This window comes from Anaerolineaceae bacterium oral taxon 439, assembly GCA_001717545.1.
In the GTDB taxonomy this organism is placed as follows: Bacteria; Chloroflexota; Anaerolineae; order Anaerolineales; family Anaerolineaceae; genus Flexilinea.
Map to the genome: position 1 here is coordinate 1,545,486 of CP017039.1, position 26,288 is coordinate 1,571,773.

At 55.3% G+C, this 26,288-nt stretch carries 21 protein-coding genes and 2 tRNA genes; 12 read left to right on the forward strand and 11 right to left on the reverse strand.

What is annotated here, in order from left to right; genetic code table 11:
- The 3 genes from BEQ56_06955 to BEQ56_06965 form a co-directional block, all read right to left on the reverse strand.
- A complete protein-coding gene (locus BEQ56_06955) occupies window positions 1–1,014 on the reverse strand; it encodes a phosphate acyltransferase PlsX (protein AOH43235.1) in 1,014 nt (337 codons plus the stop codon).
- Between the two features lie 150 nt (window positions 1,015–1,164).
- Window positions 1,165–1,240: transfer RNA gene (locus BEQ56_06960), tRNA-Ala, on the reverse strand.
- Between the two features lie 22 nt (window positions 1,241–1,262).
- A tRNA-Ala gene (locus BEQ56_06965) sits at window positions 1,263–1,338 on the reverse strand.
- A gap of 171 nt (window positions 1,339–1,509) precedes the next feature.
- Here BEQ56_06965 and BEQ56_06970 point away from each other — a divergent pair.
- From BEQ56_06970 to BEQ56_06980, 3 genes are read left to right on the forward strand one after another with little or no spacing between them, the layout of a single operon-like run.
- Complete coding sequence (locus tag BEQ56_06970) at window positions 1,510–2,676, forward strand: hypothetical protein (GenBank protein ID AOH43236.1); 1,167 nt, start codon at window positions 1,510–1,512, stop codon at window positions 2,674–2,676.
- A 22-nt stretch (window positions 2,677–2,698) separates the two neighbouring features.
- Complete coding sequence (locus tag BEQ56_06975) at window positions 2,699–5,275, forward strand: hypothetical protein (protein ID AOH43237.1); 2,577 nt, start codon at window positions 2,699–2,701, stop codon at window positions 5,273–5,275.
- Window positions 5,275–6,555, forward strand: a complete 1,281-nt coding sequence (locus tag BEQ56_06980) for a hypothetical protein (GenBank protein AOH43238.1) — start codon at window positions 5,275–5,277, stop codon at window positions 6,553–6,555. The genes BEQ56_06975 and BEQ56_06980 overlap by 1 nt, the downstream gene beginning before the upstream one ends.
- Window positions 6,556–6,645: 90 nt before the next feature.
- Here the strand turns inward: BEQ56_06980 and BEQ56_06985 are convergent, their stop codons facing one another.
- From BEQ56_06985 to BEQ56_07005, 5 genes are all read right to left on the reverse strand, one after another.
- Window positions 6,646–7,551: a sugar ABC transporter permease gene (locus BEQ56_06985; protein AOH43239.1), complete on the reverse strand. Its 906-nt coding sequence runs from the start codon at window positions 7,549–7,551 to the stop codon at window positions 6,646–6,648.
- Window positions 7,552–7,562: 11 nt separating this feature from the next.
- Window positions 7,563–8,501, reverse strand: a complete 939-nt coding sequence (locus BEQ56_06990) for a sugar ABC transporter permease (GenBank protein ID AOH43240.1) — start codon at window positions 8,499–8,501, stop codon at window positions 7,563–7,565.
- A 112-nt stretch (window positions 8,502–8,613) separates the two neighbouring features.
- A complete protein-coding gene (locus tag BEQ56_06995; GenBank protein AOH43241.1) occupies window positions 8,614–10,269 on the reverse strand; it encodes a hypothetical protein in 1,656 nt (551 codons plus the stop codon).
- Window positions 10,270–10,299: 30 nt separating this feature from the next.
- Window positions 10,300–11,049: a copper homeostasis protein CutC gene (locus tag BEQ56_07000; GenBank protein AOH44450.1), complete on the reverse strand. Its 750-nt coding sequence runs from the start codon at window positions 11,047–11,049 to the stop codon at window positions 10,300–10,302.
- A gap of 277 nt (window positions 11,050–11,326) precedes the next feature.
- Complete coding sequence (locus tag BEQ56_07005) at window positions 11,327–12,529, reverse strand: hypothetical protein (protein ID AOH43242.1); 1,203 nt, start codon at window positions 12,527–12,529, stop codon at window positions 11,327–11,329.
- 59 nt (window positions 12,530–12,588) lie between these two features.
- Here BEQ56_07005 and BEQ56_07010 point away from each other — a divergent pair, with 59 nt between their 5' ends.
- From BEQ56_07010 to BEQ56_07030, 5 genes are all read left to right on the forward strand, one after another.
- Window positions 12,589–12,777 carry a hypothetical protein gene (locus BEQ56_07010; protein AOH43243.1) on the forward strand — a complete coding sequence of 63 codons (189 nt, stop codon included), beginning with the start codon at window positions 12,589–12,591 and terminating at the stop codon, window positions 12,775–12,777.
- A gap of 129 nt (window positions 12,778–12,906) precedes the next feature.
- The gene (locus BEQ56_07015; GenBank protein AOH43244.1) at window positions 12,907–14,499 is read left to right on the forward strand and encodes a 2-isopropylmalate synthase; all 1,593 of its coding nucleotides are present in this window, start codon (window positions 12,907–12,909) and stop codon (window positions 14,497–14,499) included.
- A gap of 5 nt (window positions 14,500–14,504) precedes the next feature.
- Window positions 14,505–15,947, forward strand: coding sequence for a 3-isopropylmalate dehydratase large subunit (locus BEQ56_07020; protein ID AOH43245.1), 1,443 nt, complete (start codon window positions 14,505–14,507; stop codon window positions 15,945–15,947).
- Window positions 15,944–16,534: a 3-isopropylmalate dehydratase small subunit gene (locus BEQ56_07025; GenBank protein AOH43246.1), complete on the forward strand. Its 591-nt coding sequence runs from the start codon at window positions 15,944–15,946 to the stop codon at window positions 16,532–16,534. The genes BEQ56_07020 and BEQ56_07025 overlap by 4 nt, the downstream gene beginning before the upstream one ends.
- 12 nt (window positions 16,535–16,546) lie before the next feature.
- Window positions 16,547–17,614: a 3-isopropylmalate dehydrogenase gene (locus BEQ56_07030; GenBank protein ID AOH43247.1), complete on the forward strand. Its 1,068-nt coding sequence runs from the start codon at window positions 16,547–16,549 to the stop codon at window positions 17,612–17,614.
- An 89-nt stretch (window positions 17,615–17,703) separates the two neighbouring features.
- On the opposite strand, the gene BEQ56_07035 is transcribed toward BEQ56_07030, so the two are convergent.
- The 3 genes from BEQ56_07035 to BEQ56_07045 all read right to left on the reverse strand — a co-directional run bounded on the left by BEQ56_07035 (window position 17,704) and on the right by BEQ56_07045 (window position 19,999).
- On the reverse strand, window positions 17,704–18,960 hold the full coding sequence (locus BEQ56_07035; protein AOH43248.1) for a hypothetical protein: 1,257 nt from the start codon (window positions 18,958–18,960) through the stop codon (window positions 17,704–17,706).
- A 213-nt stretch (window positions 18,961–19,173) separates the two neighbouring features.
- On the reverse strand, window positions 19,174–19,542 hold the full coding sequence (locus BEQ56_07040; protein AOH43249.1) for a hypothetical protein: 369 nt from the start codon (window positions 19,540–19,542) through the stop codon (window positions 19,174–19,176).
- Window positions 19,543–19,552: 10 nt separating this feature from the next.
- Window positions 19,553–19,999 carry a hypothetical protein gene (locus BEQ56_07045; protein ID AOH43250.1) on the reverse strand — a complete coding sequence of 149 codons (447 nt, stop codon included), beginning with the start codon at window positions 19,997–19,999 and terminating at the stop codon, window positions 19,553–19,555.
- A gap of 252 nt (window positions 20,000–20,251) precedes the next feature.
- Between BEQ56_07045 and BEQ56_07050 the strand changes: the two genes are divergently transcribed.
- The 4 genes from BEQ56_07050 to BEQ56_07065 all read left to right on the forward strand — a co-directional run bounded on the left by BEQ56_07050 (window position 20,252) and on the right by BEQ56_07065 (window position 26,275).
- Window positions 20,252–21,352: a 6-phosphofructokinase gene (locus tag BEQ56_07050; GenBank protein AOH43251.1), complete on the forward strand. Its 1,101-nt coding sequence runs from the start codon at window positions 20,252–20,254 to the stop codon at window positions 21,350–21,352.
- A complete protein-coding gene (locus tag BEQ56_07055) occupies window positions 21,353–22,897 on the forward strand; it encodes a hypothetical protein (protein AOH43252.1) in 1,545 nt (514 codons plus the stop codon).
- 99 nt (window positions 22,898–22,996) lie between these two features.
- Window positions 22,997–25,165, forward strand: coding sequence for an RNA degradosome polyphosphate kinase (locus tag BEQ56_07060; protein AOH44451.1), 2,169 nt, complete (start codon window positions 22,997–22,999; stop codon window positions 25,163–25,165).
- Window positions 25,166–25,303: 138 nt separating this feature from the next.
- Window positions 25,304–26,275, forward strand: coding sequence for a 3-hydroxybutyryl-CoA dehydrogenase (locus tag BEQ56_07065; GenBank protein ID AOH43253.1), 972 nt, complete (start codon window positions 25,304–25,306; stop codon window positions 26,273–26,275).
- Window positions 26,276–26,288 lie beyond the last annotated feature (13 nt).

Genomic DNA, 26,288 nt, shown 5'->3' on the forward strand with positions numbered 1-26,288 from the left:
TTACTCTCCTGATTCCCTGGATAGTTCGAGCGGGATCCGGCGGCGGATCTCGTCGATCAGCTTCCCGTCGGCCGCTTCTTTAACACGGCGGAGACCGCCGATCGTTGCGTTCGTATTTGAACGGCCGTGCCCGACGTAAGCGAGCCCGTCGACGCCGAGGAGCGGAGCCGCGCCGATCCGTTCCGGATCGACTTTCTTTTTCAGCGTCCGGAGCGTCGATTTATTCAGCAGCGCGCCCAGCTTTGTCAGCGGGTTGGAAAGGAATCCTGCCTTCAGGATTTCCGTGACCATTCTCGCCGTGCTCTCGGTCGTTTTCATGAAGATATTTCCCGAAAAGCCATCGGTAACGACGACGTCGACTTTATGCGTAAAGACTTCTTTCGGCTCGATATTCCCGTAGAAATTGAGATGCGCCGAGGCGGCGAGCAGTTTAAACGTTTCGCGCGCTAATTCGTTTCCCTTGGATTCTTCCTCGCCGTTGCTGAGGAGGCCGATCCTGGGGTTGCTGACCCCCAGCATCTTCTCAGCGTAAACCGCGCCCATGACCGCGAACTGATGCAAGAATTCGGGACGGCAGTCGGAATTCGCGCCGATATCGAGCAGGATACAATCGTCGCTTTCCGTCGGGAAATATGTCGCGAGGCAAGGGCGGGAAACGTTTTTAATCCGGCCCAGGATTCGGAGCGAGGCGAAAAGCGCCGCGCCGGTCGAGCCGTTGGTTAAAAATCCGGAAGCTTTCCCTTCGCGGACAAGACGAAGCCCGACCGCCATGGAGTTGTTCGGTTTTTCTTTGAAGCTGGTTACCGCTTTCGCGTCGCTTTCTAAAACGTCGTCGGCATGCACAAATTCGATCGGTAATCCGGCGAAATCGGATTCTTTCGCGACGGAAAAAATGATGTCGCGATGCCCTGTCAGGTAAATTTTTTCTGAGGTTTCTCGTGAAAACCGGATCGCGGCTTCGATCTCCGGGACCGGATGTCGATCGCTTCCCATTGCGTCTAACACCAATGCCATAAGGACTCCTGTTGATATAATCTGACCGGGATATTATATCGTATTTTACGGCGATGCCGCGGGTTCTCCGTGCGGCTGGTGGGATGGGCGTGCGATAGGGGCGAGAGGAGTAAAAAAACTGCCGGATCTGGCAGTTTTTTATGATAATTAAGGTGGACCTAGTGAGATTCGAACTCACGACCTTCTCAATGCCATTGAGACGCGCTCCCAACTGCGCTATAGGCCCGGGGATTGACTCAGGAGAATAATTGTGGACCTGGTGAGATTCGAACTCACGGCCTCTTCAGTGCGATTGAAGCGCGCTCCCAACTGCGCTACAGGCCCGTACTCAATCCCTTAAGCTTCAATATTTTACATCACATCGCGAAAATCTGTCAAGGCGTCTTTCAAATTCGGTACAATTCAGCCAGTCGTTTTACCGTTCCCGGATTAATTACATCATGTTAAAATAAGGGCGGAAGATTATAAGGGAGCGGAGGCCTGGCGATTTTATTTATGGAAAACAACCGGCAGCAAAAAATGGATAAGGACGGGATGAAAGCGTATAACACGCGTCTCATCCTCAGCAATATTATTCGCGGTCAATCCATATCAAAAGGAGAATTGGCGCGGATCACGAAGCTCAGTGTAGTATCGGTTTCGCGGATTACCGACGATTTTATTCAGCGCGGCCTGATCGAACTCGTCGACTCGGAACAGCAAGGCACTCTGGGGCGGCCTTCGAAGGATCTCCGCCTCAACGATCAGGCGCTGCGGGCGTTCGTGATTTACGTTGAGCGCGATGAGACGTATCTTGGGGTTGTCGATTCGACGGGGAGGATTCTGGATTGTCGGACGCTGACGGTGCATGTATCGGATTTCGGCGTTGATGATTTCCTGCTCTTTCTCCGCGACGAAGCCAACCGATATTTTATGGAACGCCCCGATCTTCAGGTCATTCCGATTATCTCAGTGATCGTGCCGGGGATCGTTGATAACGCGGGCGGCTTCGTTCGCTTTTCCTCTATGCTCCGCTGGCAGGAGGTCCCGCTTGCGAGTAAAATGGAAAAACTGATGCCTGAGTTTCGCTTCCTGGTCGAGAATGATATTAAAGCGGTGGCGGTAGCGGAAATGTATTTTGGCGATTCACGTGCGTTTTCGGATTTGGTCGTATTGAACGTTGGCGACGGGATCGGCGCGGCGGTTATTATCAATAACGAAATTTATCGGGGGCAGAATAATATTGCGGGCGAAATCGGGCATATCGTAATGAATCAGGTCGGACGTTTGTGCGAATGCGGTCAGATCGGCTGCCTTCAGACGGATATCGCCGAATGGGCTATTCTTCAGGAGGCGACCGGGATTCGCAGCGATTTTACGATCGAAGAAGTTTTCTCGTCGTATATCGATCGGGAGGAATGGGCTTTGAAGCTGGTTACGAAGGTCGTGACCGGGATATCTCTGGCGATTAATTTGGTCGCGATGGCTTATTCGCCCGAGGTGATTATCCTTTATGGGAGTCTCGTTTATAAGTTCCCGATTCTCAGGAAGCTCATCAAGGATCATTATCGTTCCTATATTAACGAATACGCCAAGGAAAATTTTTCGCTGCGGTTTTCGCGCTATGATCATCTCGGGCATCTCGTCGGCGGGGCGATTCAGGCGATTATCGAAAATTTTTGATGAGTTACGGAGGAGAAGGCGCATGGAATCCATCTTTACCCCGGAGACAGAGCGGCGGATCGAGGCCGATTACCGGGCGGCGGAGGCGCGGCTCGCCTCGTTTCACGGTAAAATTGGCGCGGTGTTGGGCGGGTTGGATCGAACGGAAACGTTCTGCCTGAAGTTCTGTCTGGCGTTCATGCCGATTCAGGACCTGATCGGCGTTTCGTTTTCGATCGTCGTCCGCGTCATCCGGCATACGCTCCGGCTCGCGGAAAGGGACCCCGAAGTTCGTTCGCTTCCGCCCGATATCTTCTTGAATTTTTTGCTTTTTTATCGCGTTAATAATGAAAAAATCGAATTCAACCGCGATTTTTTCTATGACGCGCTTCGGGAACGGATCGAAGGAAGACCGAAACGCGAAGCGATTTTAGCGGTTAATGATTGGTGCGGAGAGCGGGTCACGTACCGGGCGACCGACGAACGCACGGCGTCGCCGCTGACGACGCTCCGGCGCGGGTTTGGCCGCTGCGGTGAGGAGAGCACGTTTCTGGTCAGCGCGCTGCGCAGCGTCGGGATCCCCGCCCGTCAGATTTATACGCCGCGGTGGGCGCACTGCGATGATAATCATGCCTGGGTCGAGGCGTACGCTGACGGCGAATGGTTTTACATGGGCGCCTGCGAACCGGAACCGCGGCTGGATAAGGGCTGGTTTACGGCGTCGGCGTCGAAGGCGATCCTGATCCAGGCGCAGTCGTTCGGAACACGGTTCGAAAACGAGATCGTTTCGTCCTCGACCGATATTACCTCGCTCCTCAACCGCACGGCGAAATACGGCGCGACGCGGCGGCTGACGGTTCGCGTTTCCCGGGACGGAAAGGCGGCTGTGGGAACGGCGGTCCGCTTTGAAATCGTCAATTATGGCGAGCTTTATCCGGTCCTGACGGCGAAAACGGATGCCAACGGGATCGTCTCGGCCGAATTTGGCCGCGGCACGGTTCATCTTTCGGCTGCTGAAGCGGATCGGGCGGCGTTCGGATTTACGACGCTGACGGAGGATCGGGAAGTGTCGCTGACGCTTCGTCCCTGGTCGGAGCTGACCGGCTATGATTTCGTTCAGCGACCCCCGTCTGAATCGTTCAGGGCGGCGTCTGAGACGGACGTCCTGACCCCGGATCACGCAGCCCGGATCAGGCGCTGCGCCGCGTCGATTGAGGCATTTGAAACGGCTCTGGCGGAGAATCCGCGGCTGGCGGCGTTCCGGGCGTCCTCGTCGTATCAGGCGCGCTTCGAGCCTTTCCTGTTGGGCGCGCGTGGGAATCTTGACGAGGTGATCGATTTTCTCGCGGACGCGGGGTTTTCGGCGGATGAAAAGTTTGAGCTGTTAGGCCTGCTTCGCGAAAAGGATCTGGTCGATATAACCGCCGCGGCGCTTCGGGACGGGCTCCGCGCGAGCCGTCCGGTCAGGGCGCTTTATCCGGAGGACGTTTACCGGCGGGGTGTGCTGTCGCTTCGGGTCGCGAACGAGACGCTCGTTCCGGAACGCGCCGAAATTCAGGCGCTGTACCGGGGATGGGGGCTGAATTTTTCCTCGGGCGCGGAACTTTACGCGGATTGGCGCGAGCGGATTCGAATTGAACAGCGGGCGTCGTATTCCGATTTATCGGCGGGCGCGGCCGACGTATTACGCAATGGGATCGCGGATCCGAATTCGGCCCGGATCGCGTTCGTGAAGGCGGCGCGTTCGCTCGGGTTCGCCGCGGATCTCGATCCGGTTACCGGCGTTCCGCGGATCTGGGCCGACGGCGCGTTTCGTCCGCTGGTTTCGGATGCGGATGAAGTGGCTGCGCCGGAAGCTCGGTGGGTCTGGTTCGAAAGCGCCGATGGCTCGCCGATGAGCTATTGGCGGAACCTGACGATTCAGCGATTCGAAGAAAACGGGTTCCAGACGCTGAACTATACGGAGCCCGAAGCGGCGGCGACGGCGCGGTTAACGGTTCCGGACGGGTTTTACCGGATCGTGACCGGAACGCGGCAGCTCGACGGCAGCGTTAAGACGTCGGTGCGGTTTGTTGCGATTTCAGCCGCGGGTCCGGAGCGGATTCCGGTTACGGTCCCGACTGCGGATCCGCTGACGACGTTTTTCCGGTACGTTCCGATCGGAGAAACTGTGCTGCGGATGGTTTCGGGAGGTCCGGCGATCGTTCCGGTGCGATCGGACAGCGGCGAGGTTCTCGCCTTCGTCGACGTTGGTTCCGAACCCACCGAGCATTTTTTCAACGAGCTTCTTGAAGCGGAGGACGAGATTCGACGGCGCACCGTTCCGATAACGCTGGTTCTGCGTCCGGAGGATGATTTGAATCAGCGGACGTTCCGACGCGTTTCAGAAACGTTCCCCAGCGTTCGCGCCTGTTGGGCGGCGGACGCTGCCGCCGAATCACGGCTGCATCAGCTCATGAACGCGGGGGACGAGCGGCGCCCGTTTATCCTGGCGATCGATTCGGAGGGACGGGGTCTTTATTCGTTCAGTAACTATAACGTTGGAACGGTCCGGCTGGTTTCAGAGATATTAGCCGTCGGCGCGAAGGATGGCGGTGGGATGAAGGAAGGTCAATCGTGATGAAAAAGGAAGCTTCGGGCGTGGAGCGGGCGGCGCTCCCGCGATGGTTCACGGATGGGAAATATGGACTGTTTATTCATTTTGGGCTGTATTCGATCCTGGGGGGCGAGTATCGCGGAAAAGTCGTCCCGGGGTTGGCGGAATGGATCTTGAACCGGGCCGGGATTCCGCTTGAAGAATATCGGGCGTTAGCCGACCGCTTCGATCCGATCCATTTTTCGGCGGACGAAATCGTTCGTGACGCGATCCGTTGGGGAATGAAATATGTCTGCCTCACGGCGAAGCACCACGACGGGTTCGCGCTGTTTGATTCGCGGTGCAGCGATTATAACAGCGTGAAGCGATCGCCCTGCCGGCGGGATTTCGTCGGCGAGCTGGCGGACGTCTGCCGTCGGCAGGGGTTGGTTTTCTGCGTCTATTATTCTCAGGCGCAGGACTGGGACGATCCGGACGGCTACGTCGCGTACCGGGATAATTCCGGGAAGAATTTCGAACGCTATTTCCATGAAAAATGTATTCCGCAGGTTAAAGAGCTGCTGACGCAGTATGGCCCGGTCGGGATGATCTGGTTTGATACGCCGATGGAGATGACAGCGGATCAGGCGATGACGCTGCGCGCCGTCGTCAAGGAGCTTCAGCCCGATTGTATTATCAGCGGGCGGATTGGGCATGGCGCGAGCGATTATTTATCGACGCAGGATAACCGTCTACCGGCGTTCCCGATCTACCGGCATTGGGAGGTCCCGGCGACGACGAACGAATCGTTTGGGTATAAAGCTTCCGATCAGCGTTGGCGTCAGGTCCCGGAGGTTCTTGAAAAGATGATGAAGATTATCAGCCGCGGGGGAAATTACCTGCTGAACGTCGGCCCGGACGGAACCGGGAAGATTCCGGACGCGTCGAAAGCGATTCTCGATCAGGTCGGCGTTTTTTTACGGGAGAACGGAAGCGCGCTGTATGGGTCGGTCCCGACGCCGCCGTATATCTACGAGTTGGATCGGATTTTTATCACCGGGAAGCCGAACCGGGTTTACCTGACGATTCTCGATCCGGGACGGTATGCCGGCGAGGAGCTGCCGTTCCCGAACGTTCCGCATGAGCCGATCGCCGCGCGTGTCGTCGGGAGCGGCGAACCGGCGTCCGTCCGGTGGGGACGGACGCTGGAAGGCGATTCGTATTGGGGCGTCAGAATTCCGGAAACTGTCGGCGGCCGTCTGGCGATGGCGATCGAGGTTGAGATCGAGGCGGAACGCGTGACGTTTTCGCCGATTGACGAATAAGATCAGGAATCCGCGGACGGACGCCTGCGGATCGTTCTTAAAAAAGTGGGCCGCCAGATTTCCAGCGGCCCACTTTTACCGGGTTGTTTTTTATCCTTTAACCGAACCGACCATGATTCCCTTGACGAAGTATTTCTGAACAAACGGATAGATCAGCATCAACGGCAGCGACGACACGACAATGACGGCATACTTGAGCAGGTCGGTCAATCCCTGCATATCGGCGAGCGCCTTGGCGTTGACGACGAGCGTCGGGTCGACTTTGTTGATCACGAGGATTTCCCGGAGCGCGATCTGGAGCGGCTGAAGATTCGGGTCTTTCAGGTAGATCAGCGCGCTGAAATACGTGTTCCAGTGGCCGATTCCGTAGTACAGCGCCAGAACGGCAAGGATCGGCTTGCTGAGCGGGATGACGATCGTGGTAAAGAACCGGAACGGGGTACAGCCCTCCAGGACGCCGGCTTCGTACAGCTCGTTCGGGATGTTGTTCATAATATAGTTCCGGCAGAGCATCAGATTCCAGATCGACAGCGCGTTCGGAATCAGCATGGCCCAGACCGTGTTAATCAGGCCGAGCTTTTCGACGACCATGAACGTCGGGACGAGCCCGCCGCTGAAGATCATCGCGAACATGAAGAAAAACGAAAGGACCCTCCTCGCTTTGAATTCCGGTCGGGATAAGGGATACGCCGCCAGCATGGTCATGACCAGATTGATCAGCGTTCCGGCGACCATGTAAAAGAACGAGTTCCGGAAGCCAAGGATAATTTTATGGTACCTGAAGACGGCTTCGTAGCCGCGAAGCGTCGGCCGGACGGGAAGGAGCTTCATCTCTCCGGATATGACCGCCTGCGGATCGGAGAAGGAGGCGCTGACGACGTACAAGAGCGGCACCAGGATGATCAGCAGGATGAGGATCATCAGCAGATAGATAAAAAACAGGAAGACTTTATCCGGCGCGCTTTCCTGCATCGTTTTCTTTCGGGCAGTAAACATCGTTTTTCCTCCTACCAGACGCTCGTTTCGGTCAGCCGTTTCGAAATTTCGTTGACGAAAACGAAAAGCAGCAGGCTGATTACCGAGTTAAACAGCCCGACGGCGGTTGAAAAGCTGAAATCGCCGTTTTTAAGCCCGATTTCGTAGACGAACGTTGAAATAATTTCCGCGTTCGCCTGATTCACTGAGTTTTTCATCAGGTAAGCCTTTTCGAACCCGATATTCATGATCTGGCCGACGTTGAAAATCAGCATCATGACGATTGTGGGGCGGATCGCGGGCAGGTCCACGTTCCAGATCCGCTGAACCCGGGATGCGCCGTCGATAATCGCCGCTTCCTGTAATTCAGGATTGACGCCCGAGAGCGCGGCGATATAGATAATTGACGCATATCCGGATATCTGCCAGACGCCGCTCCAGACGTAAAGATGCGGAAAGATATCTTTTGATCCGAAGAAGTTGACCGGTTTTCCGCCGAGCGCAACGATCAGGTGGTTCAGGATACCGGTCCTGAGGTCCATGATTCGCATCATGATTCCGACGAGGACGACGAGCGAAATAAAATAAGGCGCGTAGGTAACGATCTGGACGAATTTTTTGAGCCTTTGGTGCTTGACTTCGTTGATCGCCAGCGCGAGGAGGATCGGGATCGGGAACCCGACGAGAAGGGAATAAACCCCCAGTCGGAGCGTGTTCCTGATAATCCGGAGGCTGGACGGGGCGCCGAGGAACTGCCGGAAGTACATCAATCCGACAAAATCCGAACCGAAGATTCCTTTTCGGGGGCTGAATCGCTTGAACGCTAAGATAATCCCGCCCATCGGGATGTAATTGAAAATAATCAGGTAAATAACCGGCAGCGCAATCAATGCCCAGAATTGCCAGTTTTTATACAGGTAAATTTTGATTGCGTCTGTTCGCGATTTCTTTTTTCCTGTCGCTGTGATCATGATTCTTTTGCTCCGAAAATTTCGAACGGGACAAAGGATCCCATTGCCCCGTTCGGTTGCTGTTATTGGATTGTCGGACGAAACGAAACCTTATTTACAATCGTTCAGGCTTTCATTCCGCGGACTGCCGGTCGAAAGCGGCCTGATAGACTTCGAGGAATCGTGGGAGCTGGACCGCTTCGAAACCTTCGACGTAAGCGTTCCAGGCGTCGTCGTCGTTGATATCCTGGTCGCCGCGGATGAATGCGGTGCTGTTGGTCTGGACGTAGTCGGCGACTTCCTTCGAAATGACCTGGAGTTCGGTCGCTTCGTCGGCGGTCAGCTTCAGCGGCGGGGTAACGCTGTATGGGGCGTCATCGCCCTGACCATAGGGTTCCATCTTATCGCGGGTTTCGATGAAGAGGAGTTTTTCGAGGCCTTCGGCGGAAGCGATATCGATATCCTGCGCCGTGACTTCGCCCATTCGGATTTTCGCCGTCGCGTAGTTCAGCCCGACGTCCTGCCAGTCGTGGTTCTGCGGTTCGGAGGAATAAGGATTCAAAACCTTGAACAGCGCGGGATCGCCGCCGAGGCCCATTTCGCCTTCTTTGGCTAATTCCCAGTCTTTCCCTTCTTCCGCGCCGTACTGCATGGACAAGTAGCCTTCCATCGTGTAGAAGAAGTCGGCCCAGCGTAAAATCGCTTCGGGATTCTCGGCGTCAGCCGTGATCACGAGGCGGCCCTGGCCGATTCCGTCATGTTTGAAGTAGGTCGCGTTCTGGACGCCTTCGGGGCCGACGAGCGGCGCGATAACACGATATTTCGCGTAGGATTCTGGTTTGCTGGAAACGTCATAGCCGTCGGAAATCGTTCCGTAGGGCGCGAATAAGACCGGATCGCCGTCCTGATTCATGAGCGTGCGATATTGTTCGTGGTTCTGCGTGAAGGAGCCGTCGTAGATCGCGCCCAGATCGAATAACTCGCGCATGTATTTCAGCGCTTCGCGATATTCGTCTTTCGTCGCGATCGTTTCGATTTTCTGCGTTTCGTTATTGACGACGAGTTTTGCGTCGGACCGCGTTGAGCCGGAGCCCGGGTCTAAAATGAACGGGTTGATAAGCCAGTCTGCGAACTGCTGACCCCAGCCGTCGGTCGAGCCGGTAATCGCGACGCCGGTCGGGTTCTTCTCGACGTACGCCTTGACGACTTCCTTGAATTCCTCGGTCGTGGTCGGAACTTCCATGCCTAACTCTTCGAGCGCCGCGGTATTGACCCACATCTTGTTGCGGTACTGGCAGTGGTAGCACTGGTTGATCGCCGGAAGACCGTAGATATGCCCGTCGGTTTCGGTAATCTGGCCGCGGAGCTCGGGCATTTCTTCAAGAACCTTCGAGAAGTTCGGCATGTTTTCTTCGATCAGGTCTTCGATCGGCAGCAGCATGCCTTCGGCGACGCCGTATTTCGCGATCCCGGGCGTCGCGAAGAGGAAGACGTCCGGGAGCTGATTCGAGAGCATTGTCAGATTTACGGCTTCTTCCGCGGAATCGTTATTGGTGACCTCGAATTTCCAGCTGATCCCGGTCAGATCTTCCATGTATTTCGTGAAATCATTAGTCGCGAAGTCGATCACGTTCGGCATCGACAACCGGAACATGGACATTTCGATCGGTTCTTTAACGATCGGGTACGTCCCGACTTCGTTCAATTCCGCTTTTTCAGCGAAAACCGCGCTTGCCGCTACGAGGAGGACAAGACTAAACAGGACAAACACAGACAGGCTTTTCTTCATTTGACTCTCCTTAAAGATACTCATTCTTTATTACTTTCTCGCGACCGCGGCCGCGATATTCTGAACGGTTGCCGCGTCGATCAGCTGGACCCGGTCTTCGGCCGGATAAAGCGCGCCGCCGTAAAAAATCTGACGGTTGTTCCGGACGGAAGGTTCGCTGATCTCCTTGTGGCAGGCTAAATGGATCTGGGTCGCGCCGGTTTCGGCGACGATCCGCGCCGCGTTTTTCAGCGTGATCCCCGCGCCGGGGAGGATTTCGATCCGCCCGTCCGCATATTCGATCATCTCGCGGATCGTATCGGTCGCGAAGAAAACGTTCGGCTCCTGGCCGCTGGTCAGGATACGGGTCACGCCGAGATCGACGAGCTGGTCCAGGCTTTTTCGCCAGTCGGGGACGACGTCGAAGGCGCGATGAAATACCGCCGGACGGCGGCCGGCCAGCTCGACGAATTCTTTCGTCCGGACTGGATCGACTTCCCCGTCGGGGGTCAGAAAACCGAAAACGAGACCGTCCGCGCCGGCGTCGAGAAGCCGTTCCGCGTCGATCCGCATTGTTTCATATTCGATTCCCGAGTAATAGAACCCGGCTTCGCGCGGCCGGATCATTGTCATAATCGGCAGGCTGGTTTTCGCTTTCGCGACGGCGAGTTCGCCGATCGTCGGGGTTAACCCGCCCTGGAACAGGTTGCTGTTCAGTTCGACGCGATCGGCGCCGCCTTTCTCGGCCTCGATGACGTCCCCGGCGCTTCCACAACAGATTTCGATTTGTATCGTGTCCATTAATAACCTCAGATAAATAATAACATGAAGGCTGACGATGAATGTCACCTTGTTATTGTGACATCTGTCCGGGCATTCTGGGTAAGTTCCGGGCTGGGGCTTGAGGGATTGGGAGGCAATCCGTTGAGTTATTAAACTAAGTGAAGTAAATGCCGTGTCGGGCGGGCGGGTCCTCCGCCGTGGGCGCGCCCGGGAGAGGTATCGCCATCCGATACTCTCCGATATTATCTGGGCGCATATCATTTTGTTTAATGTTAAGGCGAAATATTCAATATGATTATCCTGCGTTGGCTTTATTTCCTGAATATTTGGCGAAAAGGAAGAGAATGGGTGCAATTAAGAATATGGGGATCGTGCTTCCGATATAGATTCCGATAAAACTTTTTTGTTGAATGAGCCATCCACAAAGCAGTATTCCTGCGGTTTCAGAGAAGTTTGAGACGAGATTTATCAATCCGGCGTATTTTCCATGATCTTTGCTTTTGGTTGCTGAGAAGATGAAATCGTTCAGCAGCGAGAATAGTACGTCAAATATCCAGATGAGTCCGGTCAGGCAGCTGACGAGTAATATAAACGAATCGGACAGGTATATTAACGTAAAAAGCAGAAAACTTAATCCGCTGAAAATCAGAAGGTTCTTCAGCAGATCGGAATTTTTAATTTTATATTTTGAAAACAGCAATATGAGGCTTCCTGAAATAAGGTGAATTCCGGCTTGCCCAAAAGCAATCTGGTCAATATCAAAATTTGTTTTCAGTTGTAAGTATACGTTGCTGTAATTTATTATCATTGGCGAGAAACCGACTACCGAAAGGATGAATAAAATCAGGATCAGCGTTCTGGGATTTTCTGATGTCAAAGCGTCACTCTTTTGCGTTTTGACAGGTTCGTGCGGTAAAGGGCCCGAATGATCAGGATCACTTTTTATTTCTGTCAGGAAAAATTGGGGGATCATGGAAATGAATCCAAAAAATGCGGATAGATAGAGGATTTTTTTTACAGGGATATCCCAATTGTGGCAGAAGCCTGCAAGCGCTGCGCCAATTGTTATTGATATGATATTCGTGAATCTGAAAATTGAAAATAAATTGAATCTTGACTGAATCGTTTTGAATGAATACAAGGTTGGGCCGGTCAGATTATTCAGTCCAATAAAAGCGATTCCGAAAAAAAAGGAGATCAGCAGCAACACAGGGCGAAACGTTATTATAGTTTGAAAATAATAGCAGAGGCAAAGTATCGCCGTGAATAAAAGCATCAGCGTTTTTTTAGAAAATCTGTCAATCAGGATTCCTGACGGATAACTTGCAATTGCCATCGCTATATTTCCGGTCGCAAGGAAGAGCCCAAGAAAAGATTCGGTAAAGCCCGATTCCAGGAAATAAATATTAAACAGGGTGTTAAATATGCCTGTACCAATTAATCGGATTGAAGACGAAATGAAGAATAAATGAAGCGATCGCCGTTCTGATGTCATCATTTTTCGCTCCTTCTTTTGGGCGGAGGTTGTGTGTACTTATCATACTTCATTCATGGATCGTGGAGAATGGTTTCCAGCGGATTTCAGGTTTTCTCAAATACCAGAACGATTCGATGCCGGATGTAATGAAATCGGCGGCAGCTTCGCGGAAAGCGGGGCGACTGGTTAAAATAGTCTACATGAACCGTTTAATCGACGTTAACCTCTTCTTCGGTTTGTTGCTTAGCCGCCTGTATACGGACGTATAGGGCAGGTTTCGCGCCGAAACGACAGCAGGAAGTTTTCAGGAAGAAAAAGGACCGCCCGGGAGGCGGTTTTTTCTTTATGCCGGAGCCGTTCGCGGTTTACCAAATCAAATCAGGACAGGAGTTTGACCTATGTCGGAAAAGATTATCATATTTGATACGACGTTACGTGACGGAGAGCAGTGCCCCGGGGCGTCGATGACGTCCGAAGAGAAAATGGAGATCGCGCACGCGCTCGCGCGGCTCAGGGTCGACGTGATCGAGGCTGGGTTCCCGATCGCGTCCCCCGACGATTTAGCGGCGGTCCGGCGGATCGCGAACGAGGTCGGGGTCTCTCGAAACGGTTCGTACGCGCCGGCGATCTGCGGCCTGGCGCGCTGCGCGAGGAAGGATATCGACGCGGCCTGGGAAGCGGTTCGCGGGGCTGACCGTCCGCGAATCCACGTTTTTATCGCTTCGTCCCCGATTCATATGAAATATAAGCTGCGGATGGAGCCGGCCGAGGTCATTTCCCGGGCCCGGGAGATGGTCGCATATGCGCATAGCTTGTGCTCCGATATCGAGTTTTCGCCCGAGGACGCGAGCCGTTCCGAGCCGGAATTCTTATATGAGCTGTTGGGGGCGGCGATCGAGGCCGGCGCGACGACGCTGAATATCCCGGACACGGTCGGATACGCGACGCCGCACGAATACGGCGAGCTTATCCGCAAGATCCGCGAGCATACGAAGGGGATCGAGAAGTGTATCCTGTCGACCCATTGTCACGACGATCTGGGCCTGGCTGTGGCGACGACGCTGGCCGGCTGTGAAAACGGGGCGCGGCAGATCGAGGTCACGATCAACGGGATCGGCGAGCGGGCGGGGAACGCTTCGCTGGAAGAGGTCGTCATGGCGATTCGGACGCGCGAGTCGTATTATGGGCTGCGGACCGATATCGACACGCGGCATCTGGCGCGCGTTTCGCAGATGGTTTCGAATTTTACCGGCTTCCCGATCGCGCCGAATAAAGCGATTGTCGGGCGGAACGCCTTTGCGCATGAATCCGGGATTCATCAGGACGGCATGCTCAAAAACGCGCTGACGTACGAGATCATGAAGCCGGAAGACGTCGGCGTCCGCCAGACGAACCTCGTTCTGGGAAAGCATTCGGGCCGGCACGCGTTGGCGAACCGAATGGCGGAGATTGGGTACAACCTGACCGAAGCAGAGCTCGACGTCCTCTTCGTGAAATTTAAGGATTTAGCGGATAAGAAGAAGCATATATCCGACTGGGACCTCGAAGCGCTCGTCTCGTCGGATATCCGACAGCTGAATCCCTATTATCAGTTGGACGGGCTGCAGATTTCCTGCGGAACGATCGGGATGCCGACCGCGTCGGTTCGCCTGATTTGTCCGGATGGGGAGACGCGGACGGTCGCCGAAATTGGAACGGGTCCAATTGATGCCGCGTATAAGGCGATCGACGCGATCGTTCAGGTCGAAAACACGCTGAAGGAGTTCATGATTCACGCGGTTACGGAAGGAATTGACGCGGTCGGAGAGGTGACCGTTCGGATCGAGAACGCCGTCCCCTCCGCCGAGGTGCATCCGCAGAGCGACGGGGCGAAGACGCTCCTGATCAGCGGGTATGGAGCGAATAACGATATTGTCGTGGCCGCGGTCAAAGCGTATTTATCAGCGCTGAATAAGCTTATCGAGATGACGGCGAAGAAGGACAAGGGGTAAAGACGATGGGTGGGGCAACGTTATTTGATAAGATCTGGAACGCGCATGTCGTTTTGCAGGAGACGGGCGCGCCGCCGGTCCTGTATATCGATCTGCACCTGACGCACGAGGTCACGTCGCCGCAGGCGTTTCAGGAGCTGCGCTGGCGCGGGCTGAAAATCTGGAACCCCGATCGAAATAAAGCGACGACGGATCACTGCAACCCGACGCGGCTTGGTCCCGACGGCAGCGAGCATGGCGCGCTGATCTACGCCGACGAGCAGGCGAAATCTCAGATCCTTCAGCAGGAGGCGAATTGCGCCGAGTTCGGGATCGACCTCTGCGGACTGGATCATCCATCCCGCGGCGTGATCCATGTTTTCGGACCGGATTTGGGGTTGACGCAGCCGGGAATGACGATCGTCTGCGGCGATTCGCATACGGCGACGCACGGCGCGTTCGGCGCGGTCGCGTTTGGGATCGGAACGAGCGAAGTCGGGCACGTGATGGCGACGCAATGCCTGTTGCAGCGGAAGCCGAAAACGATGAAGATCGCGTATCAGGGAACGCTTCCGGAAGGCGTCAGCGCGAAGGATTTGGCGCTGTTTACGATTGCGGCGATCGGGGTTAACGGCGGAACGGGGTACGCGATCGAGTTCTGCGGCGAAGCGGTCCGGACACTGTCGATGGAAGGGCGGATGACGCTCTGCAACATGGCGATCGAAGCGGGCGCGCGGACCGGGATGGTCTCGCCCGACGAAACGACGTTCGCGTACCTGAAGGGCCGGCTGTATGCGCCGGCGGGAGAAGCCTGGGAACGGGCGGTCGCCGAATGGCGGAAGCTTCCGAGCGATCCAGACGCGGAATATGACCGTGTTGTTGAGATTTCGTTGGCGGAGATCGCCCCGATGGTTACGTATGGGATCAATCCGGCGATGGCGATTCGAGTCGACGGGAAGATCCCGGATTCGGCCGCGGCGGCCGCGCCGGGAGCGAAGGACGAAGCCGCGTTCCGGAAAGCGCTGACGTATATGGGGGTTGAAGCCGGCCGGGGGCTTGGCGATTATCCGGTTGATTCCGTTTTTATCGGCTCGTGTACGAACGGGCGGCTGGAGGATTTGCGCGCCGCGGCGGAAATCCTGCGAGGGAGGAAGGTCGCGGCCGGAGTCGATACGATCGTTGTCCCGGGATCGGGCGCGGTCAAGCGCGCGGCCGAGGCGTTGGGGCTGGATCGGATTTTTACGGACGCCGGCGCGGAATGGCGCGAACCGGGATGCAGCTTGTGCCTGGCGATGAACGGGGATTTCGTCGCGAGCGGAAAGCGTTGCGTCAGTACGAGTAACCGCAATTTTGAAGGGCGTCAGGGACCGGGGGCACGGACGATTTTAGCCTCGCCGGCGACCGCCGCGGCTTCGGCGGTTTGCGGGCATGTCGCCGACCCGCGCGCGTTGATGGGAGGGAAATCATGAAGGCGTTTACGACGTTGACTTCGACGGTTCTGAACCTGCCGGTGGATCATATCGACACGGATCAGATCATCCCGGCGCGTTTCCTGAAGACGACGGAGAAGACCGGATTCGGCGAAAACGCGTTTCATGATTGGCGCTATCGCCCCGACGGAACGGAGAACCCGGATTTCGCGATGAATCGCGAGCCGGGACGATCGGCGAAAATTCTTTTTACCGGCGATAATTTCGGCTGCGGAAGCTCGCGGGAACATGCTCCCTGGGCGATTCTTCAGGCTGGCTTCGACGTCGTTATCGCGCGCGGATTCGCCGATATTTTCAGCAACAACAGTCGTAAAAACGGATTATTGCTGATAACGCTGCCAGAGAATTCGTATCATGAGCTGAAATTGGCGCTGGCGGAAGACGGCGGGAAACGGATGACGGTGGATCTCCCGGCGCAGGCGATCGCCTATGGCTCGCTTCGGCTGTCGTTCAAAATCGATTCGTTTTATAAAATGTGCCTGCTCCAGGGGCTGGACGATTTCGGGTACATCCTGAAAAACGCGGACGCGATCCGCGCGTTTGAGTTGAAAAATGGAAAACGATAGGATAGATTTGATATGGAAATGAAGATTGCGCTTTTCCCGGGAGATGGGATCGGTCCGGAGGTTATCGAGGCGGCGAAACGGGTCCTTGACGCCGTTGCCGTGAAACGGGGCCATTCGATTATCTATGAGCGGTTCCTGATCGGCGGCGCGTCGATCGACCGAACCGGATCGGCGCTGACGGACGAGACGATCGACGCGGCGAAAAAATGCGATTCGATCCTTTTAGGCGCGGTCGGCGGTCCGAAATGGGATTGTCCGGACGCGGCCGTCCGCCCGGAACAGGGGCTGCTGCGGCTGCGGAAGGAGACCGGCGCGTTCGCGAATTTACGCCCGGTGAAGACGTACGAACGGCTGTATGCGATGAGCCCGATTAAGAATGAAGTCCTGCGTGACGCGGATATTCTGGTGATCCGCGAGCTGACCGGCGGGATCTACTTCGGGCGGAAGGAGCGCGGCGTCGATTCTTCCGGGGTCGCCTGGGCTGTGGACGAGCTGCGGTATTCGGCGGCGGAGATCGAGCGCGTTTTGGAACTGGCGTTCCGGATGGCGCGCGGACGGCGGCGGCGGGTCATGTCGGTCGATAAGGCCAACGTTTTGGATTCGTCCCGTCTCTGGCGGAAGACGGCGAACGCGGTTCACGAGCGTTATCCGGATGTCCGGCTGGACCATGTTCTGGTGGATACGGCGTCGATGAGGCTGGTTTCGAATCCGCGCGAAATCGACGTGATGGTAACGGAGAACATGTTCGGGGATATCCTGACCGACGAAGCGTCCGTCCTGGCCGGGTCGATGGGGATGCTCCCGTCGGCTTCGATCGGCGATGAGTCTCCTGGTATATACGAACCGATTCATGGCTCCGCGCCGGATATCGCAGGGAGAGGAATTGCGAATCCGCTCGGCACGATCCTGAGCGCAGCGCTGATGCTGCGGTATGCGTTCGGACTGAACGACGAGGCGGCGGCGATCGAGACCGCCGTCGAGCGTACGGTTGGGAATGGCGAACTCCCGGCGGACCTGGGCGGCAAGGCCGGGACGCAGGCGACAACGGATCAGGTCTTAGCACAGCTTGCCGCGCTGTAAACAGCACGCCGCGGATCAAAAAAAGCATAAAAAAAGCGATGGGGCAACTGCCATCGCTTTTTGCTTGGATTCCTTCGAACGCTTCGAGGTTACGGCTTTTTCGTCGGTTCCGCCGTTGCTTCCGAAGCTGCCGCGCCGTCGGCGGGTTTTTCGGTCATTGCGCCGGTCTCATCACCACTCGTTTCCATCGCTGCGTCTTCGGCGCTGTTATCTTCGACCGGAATTTCGGTCGGGGTCGGCTCAACCGGTTCAAAGACTGGCTCGGTGACGACGACCTTGTCCGCCGCGCCGGTCTTCACGATTTCATATCCAGCCGAAATATCTTCGAACCAGGCTTCGTAAACAGCGGTCTGCGCTTCTTCGAGCGCGCTTCCTTCCATGGGGCGGAGCTCTTTCCCGTCTAAAGCGATAATATGGTAACCGAAATCGGTCTTGACCGGATCGCTGATTTCGCCCGGATCGAGCGCAAACGCGGCTTCTTCAAACGGCAGAACCATCATGCCTTTGCTGAACCAGCCAAGATCGCCGGAATTGTCTTTATTTCCCGTGTCCAGCGAGTTTTCGGCGGCCAGCGTTTCCCAGCTTTCGCCCGCGGCGAGTTTTTCGAGGATTGCCGAGGCTTCTTCTTTTGTTTTCACGAGAATATGGCGCGCTTTGACTTCTTCCTGCTCATAGACTTCGTCGGATTGGTTCAAGACGTATTCGCGCAGCTTCTCTTCGAGGATCAGGGAGCGAAGATCTCCCTTGAAGAAATCGACCGTGAACGCGTCTTTGACGAAGGCGCTGAAGTATTCGTCAACTTTGTTGCGGAATTCGAGCTCCTTGTTGATCTCCGGCTCCGTGCTGATCCCTTCGCCGCCGAGCGAATCGAGCGTATCGGACGAGGCTTCGCCTCCTTCCGGGCTGGCCGCGGTTTCAAGCTCGACTTCGGCGTCGGCTCCGTAGCCAAAGATATCTTTCAGGCGCGTTTCGACCTCTTCGTCGCTGACGCTGAGCCCGGCTTTCTCGGCTTCGGCGGCGACGATGACCTGATGCGCGGCGTTGGCCAGGACGATCTCCCTGATTTTTTCGGCGCCGTTTTCGCCGAGGATGTCGACGAACTGCTGGTTGAATTCGTCGTCAATCGCCATCCCGTACATCCGGTAAATCGTGACGTAATAGTTGTATTGCTGGATGAGGTTGAAGCGATAGAATTTCGCGCTTTCGACGTACTGATCGACGGTAAACGGGATGTCGTTGACCGTTTGGACAACGTCGGACTGCGCGAATGCGGTCCGAACAGGGGCGATGAATCCGAGGATCAGGATCATCGCTAAGATAATTTGAAGTGCTTTATTTAATTTCATTTTCTTACAGTTCCATTCTCTGATCGTTAGTTTGCGAAGCAATTGTAAAACGAAAATGACGGATTTCCGGATTTTCAGAAGTTAATAGTTCATTAAATACATGTATAGAAAACTTCAGACGAAGCTCAGGGCGTCGAGCCCGCGCTTGAAAATAACCCGGAGGCAGCCGCCGTACGGCGCCGCCTCCGGGGTCAACGCAGACGCCCGCGAGATCTATGAACCGGTCGTCAGGATTTCGTCGGCCGCTTCCGCCGATGCGGAGCCGGCGGACTGGATTTTCCGCTGCGTTCGGGAGAGGAAATCCTTGCCGCGCTCGGCCAGCGTGTCCGACTGTTCTCTCGCGATCTCGGCGAATTCGTTGATTTTGCCAACGGCGCTGTTGGTTGCGACTTCCGCCTGCTTATAAACGTTGTCGATCGAACGGTTGGCGCTGTTGATCCATTCTTCCGATTTCCCGCGGATCAGCGACCGGGTTTCTTCGCCGCTTTTCGGCGCGTAGAGGATCGACACGACCGCGCTCGCGACGCAGCCCGCGATAAACCCGACGACAAAATATTCAAACCCGTTATCTTTTTCTGACATTTATTTCTCCTTATTTCCTGTGGAACAATAATGAACCGATTTTCCTGATCCCCGCGACTTTGGAGCCGACGGAAATTGCTGGCGAAACGAACTTATCGTTCATGAAGGCGACTGTGCCTTTGACGTTTTGAACCGTTTCCTTCGTCGTATTCAGGATCGGCCTGATCTCGGTACGGAGGAGACCGGTTAACGCGGAAAGCTGATAGATCAGGACGAAAATCGATCCGATCAGGATCAAGGCGGACGTCGCGCTGACGACGATCGCGATATTTTTAGCTTTTTCAACGGTTTCGCTGTTTGCGAAGATCATGATGGTAATCAGCGCCGTGATCAGGATCACGATCACAATCGCCGCGATGAGCCAGCGCCGTCCGCCGGAGGAGCCAGCGCCGTCCTTCTCCGGCGGCTGCTGGATGTATTCGTAATTGGTTTTGTCCGCTGTCTCTTGTTCCGTCATGAACGCTGCCTCGGGTCTTTCAGGGATTCGCAATTTCGCTTCGGTCTTTTCACTTAGTGATTATACATGAAAAGTTTGAAAAGTTTTATTTGAAATTCGTCTGAGCGCAGGAGACGGCTGCGCTTTGCTATGAAAAATGCGGATGGCCGAGCTTTGCCTCATGCGAATTTTCGGGTTTCGGCGATATTCCTATTATAATTACAAGAAGGAAGGAATTCGTTCCGACAAGGTTCCAGGGAGAGGAAGAGAAAAATGGGGCTGTGCGTTGGCATGTTGACGAGCGGCGGCGATTGCCAGGGGCTGAATTCGGCGATGCGTGGCGTCGCGAAACGACTTTATGAGGCGGATCGGGATACGCGGGTTATCGGGTTTACCGACGGATACGCAGGACTGATGAATCGGAATTATCGGGAGATGGCTTATTCCGATTTTTCGGGAATCCTGACGTTAGGCGGAACGATTCTCGGAACCTCGCGGCAGCCGTTCAAAACGGTGAATAATCCGCTCGATCCGGAGAAGAAGGACGGTCCGACGCGGGCGGAGGCGATGATCCGGACGTATAAGGAGCTTAAGCTGGACGCGCTCGTTATCTTAGGCGGAAACGGGTCGCATAAAACCGCGCACATGCTTTCGGAGCGGGGCCTCAATATTATTACGATTCCCAAGACGATCGATAACGATCTGGCCGAAACGGACATGACGTTCGGGTTCCAGAGCGCGGTCAATATCGCGACCGAAGTCATTGACGGGATCCATACGACGGCGACGTCGCACGGCCGCGTTTTCATCATTGAAATCATGGGACATAAAGTCGGCTGGCTGACGCTTTACGCCGGGATCGCCGGCGGGGCCGACGTGATCCTGATCCCGGAGATTCCCTACGATCCGATGGCGATTGTTAAGGCAATTAAGAAGCGCGAAGCGGACAGGAAGCGATTTTCGATTATTGCGATTGCCGAAGGGGCGAAATCCAAAGAAGAGGCTGCGCTGTCGAAAGCGGACTATATCGCTCGGATCACGAAGTCCGCGAATTTATCGGTCGCGTACCGCTTGGCGGCGTTGCTGGAAAAGATGATGGTGCGCGAGATCCGCTGCGTCGTCCCGGGTCATTTCCAGCGCGGCGGGACGCCTTCGGCTTACGATCGCGTGCTGACGACGGCGCTGGGGGTGAAAGCCGGGGATTGTATTCTGTCGAAGAAGTTTGGCCTGATGATGGCCGTGCGGAACAACGCGATCGTCACTGTCCCGCTCAGCGAAGTCGCGAATAAGCTGAAAGCGATTCCCGCGGATCATTACCTGATCGAGACGGCGCGGAAGACCGGTATTTATTTTGGCGATGAGAAAACGATATAAATGAACGCGAAGAAAAATATAGCAGCCGTGATCGACGTCGGGTCACATGAGACCTCGCTGCGGATTGCGCGTCTGGTCCGCGGAAGTGCGCCTGTTTTGATCGATGAAGTCTCCCGGACGATTCCTGTCGGCGTCGATACGTTTACAACCGGGAAGATCAGTCAGGTTAACCTGACGCAGATTGTCGACGTGCTGAACGATTTTAAGGATAAGCTGAAGGAGTATCGCGTGACGACGTTCCGCGCTTTTGCTTCGAGCGCGTTTCGCGAGGCGACGAACGGGAGCTACGCTATTGAACAGATTTTTATCCGGACCGGAATCCGGGTCGAAATTCTTTCGAACAGCATGGATAATAAATATATTCAGATCGCGGTTTCGGAAGGACTGCCAGGGTTCGCCGCGCTGGCGGATCAGGGCTGCGTTATCCTGGTGATTGGATCGGGTTCGATTCAGCTGACGCTGTATCATGGCGGACAATATATTAACTCGCAGCATTTCCGCCTCGGCGTGCTGCGTGTCCGCGAGCTGTTAGGGAGTCTCGAACGCGTTTCACCCGATTTTAACGCGCTCCTGGCGGAGTATATTTCCGGTGCGCTGAACTACTATCGCGCGATCAACTCGCGGCAGTCCGATTTTCAGAACCTGATCGTGATCGGCGGATCGCTGCGCTATATGAAGTATGTCGCGAAGTGGGATCTGGCGGACGGCGAGACGATTTCGACCGGAGATTTCCTGGCGCTGCTCGAACGGCTGAAGACGCGGGAACGGAGGATTTTAGCCCGCGTCGCGCAGATCCCGACGGAGCATGAATCTCTCCTGATCCCCGGCGGGGTGGTCATGGAAGAGGTCCTGGCGTTTACCGGCGTTGAGAAATTTTACATGCCGAATCTGGATTTAATCGACGGCGTTTTATTTGAAATGAGCCATGAGTATTACCGGACGAAGTTTATCCGTGATCCGTACAAGAATATGGAAGAGGCGGCGCATCATCTCGCTCGTCGGTACCGGACGGATAAATTTCATGTTCGCCATGTTCAGAAATTAGCGGAGCGCCTGTTTGATCTGACCGAGAAGTTTCATAATCTTGGCGTAACCGAACGGCGTTACCTGTCGCTCGCGGCAATTTTGCACAATATCGGCAAATACGTCAGCATGTACGACGACGGGATCCGCGCGTTTAATATTATCAATTCAGCCGAGCTGATCGGGTTGGACGACGCTGAAAAAGAAATGGTGGCGCTGATCGCCTGTTTTCATAACGGGCATGTTAATTATGATGAGCCGATGTTAAGCAGATTTACCGAGGCGGAGCGGATCGTGATCCTGAAGCTGACCGCGATCCTTGCCGTCGCGAATTCGCTTGACGCGGGCCATAAACAGAAGCTGGAAATCCTTTCCGCCAAGACGGCGAACGACAAGTTCCTGCTGACCGTCAGCGCGAACCGGGACGCGACGATTGAAAATTGGAACTTTAGTCATCATACGGCGCTGTTCGCCGATTTATTCGGGTATAAACCGGTCCTGCGCGTCAGGCGAACGCTTTAGACCGCGGTTGGGCCTGAGAAGATGGAGGAAAAATTGGAACCGAATGCTGAAAATCTCGATCGCGCTTTTCTTTTATCTTTGGATGAGAATAAGGACCTGCTGGGGAAGGCGGCGTTTGAGCGGAGCGCGTTTTCTTCTAAATTTATCAATCGCGAACTTAGCTGGCTGGAGTTTAATGACCGCTGCCTGGAGGAGGCGCGCGATATTGAAAATCCGTTATTTGAGCGCTTGAATTTTATCTCGATTACCGGGTCGAACCTGGACGAATTCTTCATGGTCCGCGTCGCCTCGATTCATGACCTCGTCAAGGCGGATTACACGGTGGCCGATCCGTCCGGCCTGAAGCCGCAGGAGCAGCTGGAGCGGATATCGGAGCGGGTCCATGAGATGGTCCGGCGGCAGTATTCGACCGTGAACCGGTCGCTTTTCCCCGCGCTCGAAAAGGAAGGATTTTTTATTAAAACCCCGGATCAGCTGACCGAGGATCAGCTGAAATTTGCGCAGCGATATTACGAATCGACGGTTTTCCCTGTCCTGACGCCGTTAGCGGTCGACGCCGGTTCGCCGTTCCCGCTGATCGCGAATAAGTCGCTGAATCTTTTCGTCATGGTCGAGCAGCCGGATCGGAAGCTGAAGACCGAAGGTGGAAAATCGTTCGCGATTATCCAGATCCCGGTCGTCCTTCCGCGCATCGTTCAGCTTCCGGATCCAACCGGAAAGAGTTTTATTCTTCTCGAGGATTTGGTGATCCTGTTTATCAACCGCTTATTCAGCGGCGTCAAGGTCGGCGATATCGCGCGTTTTCGGATTACCCGGAACGCCGATCTGGAAATCGACGACGAAGACGCGGCCGATTTGCTGGTAGAAATTGAATACCAGCTGCATAAACGCCAGTGGGGCGAGGTCATCCGGCTCGAAATCGATCGGGACGCGGCGCCCGCGATCGTTCAGGAGCTTTATGAAAATCTGAAAATTTCGGATATCAACGTCTACCGGGTCCCCGGCCCGCTCGATCTGACTTTCTTTTCGAAGCTTCCGAAGCTTATCGGCGACCGGCCCGACCTGAAATATCCCAGTTTCGTTCCGCAGCCGTCCCCGGCGTTCCTTCGCCAAAGCGATATTTTTTCCGTTCTCCGCGACCGGGACGTCATCCTGAATCATCCGTTCGAGAGTTTCAGCCCGGTTATCGAGCTTATTCAGCAGGCGTCGCGCGATCCGAACGTTCTGGCGATTAAGCAGACGCTCTACCGCGTCAGCGGGCAGTCGCCGATTATTACCGCGCTGGCGGCGGCGGCGGAGGCCGGGAAACAGGTCCTGGTCCTCGTTGAGCTGAAAGCGCGTTTTGACGAGGAAAATAATATCCAGTGGGCGAAGAAGCTGGAAAAAGCCGGCTGCCATGTGATTTATGGGCTGGTCGGGCTGAAGACGCATAGCAAGATCACGCTCATCGTTCGTGAAGAAGAGGACGAAATCCGCCGCTATGTTCATTTAGGAACGGGAAATTATAACGATATTACTGCCGGTATTTATACTGATTTAGGCTTGATGACCTCTTCCGAGACGCTCGGTCGGGACGCGACGGATTTCTTTAACATGATCACCGGGTATTCGATCCCGCTTGGATTGCGGAAGCTGATCGCCGCGCCGCGTTGGCTCCGGGAAGATACGATTTTCCGAATTAAGCAGGAAGCCAGAAACGCGAAGGAAGGGAAGAAAGCGATTCTCGTCGCGAAGATCAATTCGCTCCTGGATCCGGAAATTGTTGAAACGCTGTACGCCGCGTCGCAGGCGGGCGTGAAAATCTTCCTGATCGTACGGGGAATTTGCGTGCTGCGCCCCGGAATTCGCGGGCTCTCGGAAAATATCCATGTCCGAAGTCTCGTTGGCCGCTACCTTGAACATTCGCGTATCTTTTATTATTACAACGATGGGAGCGAGGACCTGTTCCTCGGGTCGGCGGACTGGATGCAGCGGAATATGGACCGGCGGATCGAGGTTCAGTTCCCGATCGAGGATCGGGACGTCCGCAACCGGATTTTCCGGATTCTCCGGCTTCAGCTCTGCGATACGGATCGGGCGCGGATTATGGCGGCGGACGGAACGTACCGGCGCGTCGACCGGCGGAAGAGCGACCCGCTCGACAGCCAGACGCAGCTGGCGATTGACGCGCTGGAGGCGGCGGCGAGGCTTACGCCTGCGCCGAAGGACCTGGATCGGTTTATTCCACGGGACTCGGACTCGCTTTTGGATCCTGAAGACGCCCTTTAAAATTCGCGTAGCCTTAAAATGTCTTTGCTGAACTGTGGACAGGCTCTAAGGATTGTAACGATTCCTTTCTCCGATTCGCAGTATACTTAACCGTCAGGGTTATTCAATAAAAAAAGAAAAAAGCGAGGATATAAGAGGATGACTTTCAGTAAGGTTGTTGTTATTGGCGGCGGCGTTCTTGGGGCGCAGATTGCGTTAATGTCCGCGTATACGGGGCATGATACGACGTTGTGGCTGCGAAGCGAGGGGTCGATCGGTCGTACCCAACCGAAAATCGAGCGTTATTCAAGCCTGATGATCGAGGATCTGGAGAAGGCGAAGGCTCTTCTTGGGAATCCGATGGGCGCTTTTTTGTATCCGCGCGGGCTGATTAAAAGCTGGGCTCAGGCGACCGCGGAAGAAATCGACGGGCTCATCGCGCAGGCGAAGGATCGGTTCGCGAGCCTGATTCACCTTGAACTCGATATGGCGAAGGCGGTTGCCGGCGCCGACGTTGTGATTGAAACGATGTCGGAGGATCCGAAGGCCAAGATCGGCGTTTACACGGCGCTGAAGGACCTGCTTCCGGAGAAGACGATTCTCTGCACGAATTCTTCGACGATGCTTCCCAGTTCGTTCGCCGCGTATACGGGACGTCCGGAAAAATACTGCGCGCTGCATTTCGCGAATACGATCTGGAAAAATAACACGGCTGAAATCATGGGTCATGCGGGAACGGACGAGGCTGTATTCAGGCAGGTCGTCGCTTTCGCGGCGGAAATCAATATGGTTCCGCTGGAGCTCCATAAGGAACAGCCCGGCTATATCCTGAACTCGATGCTGGTGCCGTTCCTGAACGCGGCGGAGGCGCTTTGGGCGAACGAAGTCGCCGATCCGGAAACGATCGACCTCACCTGGCAGCTGGCTACCAGCGCGCCCGCCGGTCCGTTTAAGATTCTCGACATTGTAGGTCTTGAAACTGCGTATAACATTAATCGTATGCGCCCGGACGTGAATACGGAGGGAACGGTCAGCTATAAGATCGATCACCTTCTGAAAGCGAAAATAGATCGGGGCGAGACCGGGGTCAACGCCGGGAAAGGTTTCTACGATTACCGGAAGCAGGGGTAGGGTTTCGGAAAAA